This window comes from Paenibacillus agaridevorans (assembly GCF_003112455.1).
Lineage (GTDB): Bacteria > Bacillota > Bacilli > Paenibacillales > Paenibacillaceae > Pristimantibacillus > Pristimantibacillus agaridevorans.
Genome location: NZ_BDQX01000393.1, coordinates 1,907 through 3,827, shown reverse-complemented (window position 1 = coordinate 3,827; position 1,921 = coordinate 1,907). Strand labels below are relative to the sequence as shown.

The 1,921-nt window shown below is 53.8% G+C and carries 4 protein-coding genes; all 4 read left to right on the top strand.

Going from position 1 to position 1,921, the window contains the following annotated elements; genetic code table 11:
• Positions 1-449 (top strand): Rossmann-fold NAD(P)-binding domain-containing protein (locus tag PAT3040_RS30210; RefSeq protein WP_507763381.1); only part of this gene is annotated, 449 nt, incomplete at its 5' end.
• A 193-nt stretch (positions 450-642) separates the two neighbouring features.
• Positions 643-987 carry a PH domain-containing protein gene (locus PAT3040_RS30205; RefSeq protein ID WP_181376932.1) on the top strand — a complete coding sequence of 115 codons (345 nt, stop codon included), beginning with the start codon at positions 643-645 and terminating at the stop codon, positions 985-987.
• Positions 988-1,114: 127 nt separating this feature from the next.
• Positions 1,115-1,573: a VanZ family protein gene (locus tag PAT3040_RS30200; protein ID WP_108995604.1), complete on the top strand. Its 459-nt coding sequence runs from the start codon at positions 1,115-1,117 to the stop codon at positions 1,571-1,573.
• A gap of 48 nt (positions 1,574-1,621) precedes the next feature.
• On the top strand, positions 1,622-1,921 hold a 300-nt coding region (locus tag PAT3040_RS37645), incomplete at its 3' end, for a hypothetical protein (RefSeq protein ID WP_373863986.1).

Sequence of the window (1,921 nt, the reverse complement as noted above, 5' to 3'; positions counted from 1 at the left end):
TGGGCCGGCCGGATATGGCGTACTTTGGTTTCGCGGATCGTTATTTTGCGGGCAAGCCGATTCATATCTTCAATAACGGGGACTTCGACAACGATCTGTACCGCGACTTCACGTACATCGATGATATCGTGACGGGGATCGAGCGACTCATTGCGCAGCCGCCAACGGATGGCGTTCCTCACCGCGTGTACAACATCGGCAACAACAGTCCGGAGAAGCTGATGACGTTTATCGAGACGCTGGAGAGAGCCTTGAGCAAGGCGACGGGCAGGGAGATCCTCTTCGACAAAATATTCGAACCCCTCAAGCCCGGCGATGTTCCCGCGACTTACGCTTCGACGGATCGGCTGCAGCAGGCGGTGGACTTTAAGCCGGAGACGCCAATCGAGGTAGGACTGCAGCGCTTCGCGGATTGGTACGTGGAGTATTATGGGGTGAACAAGGCTTAATGTGCAAGACGCGTAAGGCATAAATCGTTTATTGTCAAAAACTCCGTTGCTCCTGAGCCACGGAGTTTTTGTCTAGTCTTTTTGATCCATCCCGTCGACATCAGGCGGGCATCAGGGTACAATTAACGGAGGCTTTCAACTGGAGAAAGCATGTAGAACTGGAACGAATCTTATGTGTGAAGGAGCTGTTGGAATGCTGAATGAGACTGTGCTGTGGGAAGGCAAACCTTTTAATTTCGGATTTCCGACGTTTACGCATTACAAATTGACGGATCGCAGACTGATTGTCGAGAAAGGCGTCTTTACGAAGCGGCGCGAGGAGATTCAATTGTACCGCATCCGCGATGTTTCCCTGAAACGGAATCTGTTTGAGAGAATACTAAAGTTCGGGGATATAACGATAGTATCCACGGATACGAGTACTCCTTCCTATACGCTTCGAAATGTTCGTAATAGTGTCCACGTATCGGATCTGCTGGGCCACGCGACAGAGAATGCCCGGATCAAGAACAGAGCGTTCGAGCTAACGGAAGTGTAAGGCCGAATAACGGCAGACATATGGAGCAACATTTCCGTCTTTTTCCACGTCTTAGATGCGAGGCAGGATGGCTGCGCTTCGCGACTGGTACGTGGGGGATTATGGTGTAAAGTAAAGGAAATTGCCTATGCGAAAGTTTATGTACGGTGCCGCCGTGCTTGTATGGATGGCGGTTATTATCGGCTTCTCTAATCAACAGGCGTCGGATTCCAATGCGCTTAGCAGCGGACTCTCGGATGCCATCGCGACGACGATTCGCGTCATGCTGCCGGGATTGGAGCTGGATGCGGGAGAGTTGAATCGTGTCGTTCGCAAGCTGGCCCATGGTCTGATCTATCTGGTGCTCGGCATGCTTGTCTTGGGCACTTTGACCAAGCTGGGCGTAAGAGGCGGGCGCGGCGTGGCGATCACCCTGCTGGTGTGCGTGTTGTTTGCCGTGTCCGACGAGCTGCATCAGCTATTCGTATCGGGCAGATCGGGCCAAGCCAGCGATGTCATCATTGATAGTATCGGAGCCTCAATCGGCATTCTCCTATTCAAGGGGGCGGCACGGATCGGTGCTAGCCTCGGACGGGAGCGAACATAAGGCCGAAGCGGTTGGCAGCTAGAATAAGCGGCAAGGAGGACTATACATATGGGAGCCAAACAAAGAATATCGCTTATCGTCGTCGGACTGCTGCTCGTATTGGGCGCGGCGACTTATGGCGTGGTGACACTGACAGCAAAGATGAACGATGCCAAGGAGCTCAAGCAGCAGCTGGCAGAGTCGGATCAACCGGATGAGAGCGATCCGGCGCAAGGCGAGGGCAATAAGGATAGCGATGGCGTCGGGGACCAAGATGGGGATCAGGATGGAATAGCAGGCGGGGATGGCCAAAGCGTCTCTCCGGCTCCTGGCGGCAACCCTGGAGACAGCGTGACGCCGGACAAGCCT

What these genes read in the sequence shown, in the direction of transcription:
- PAT3040_RS30200 (WP_108995604.1), top strand. Translation starts at nt 1,115, where the DNA reads ATGCGAAAGTTTATGTACGGTGCCGCCGTGCTTGTATGGATGGCGGTT.
- PAT3040_RS30205 (WP_181376932.1), top strand. Translation starts at nt 643, where the DNA reads ATGCTGAATGAGACTGTGCTGTGGGAAGGCAAACCTTTTAATTTCGGA.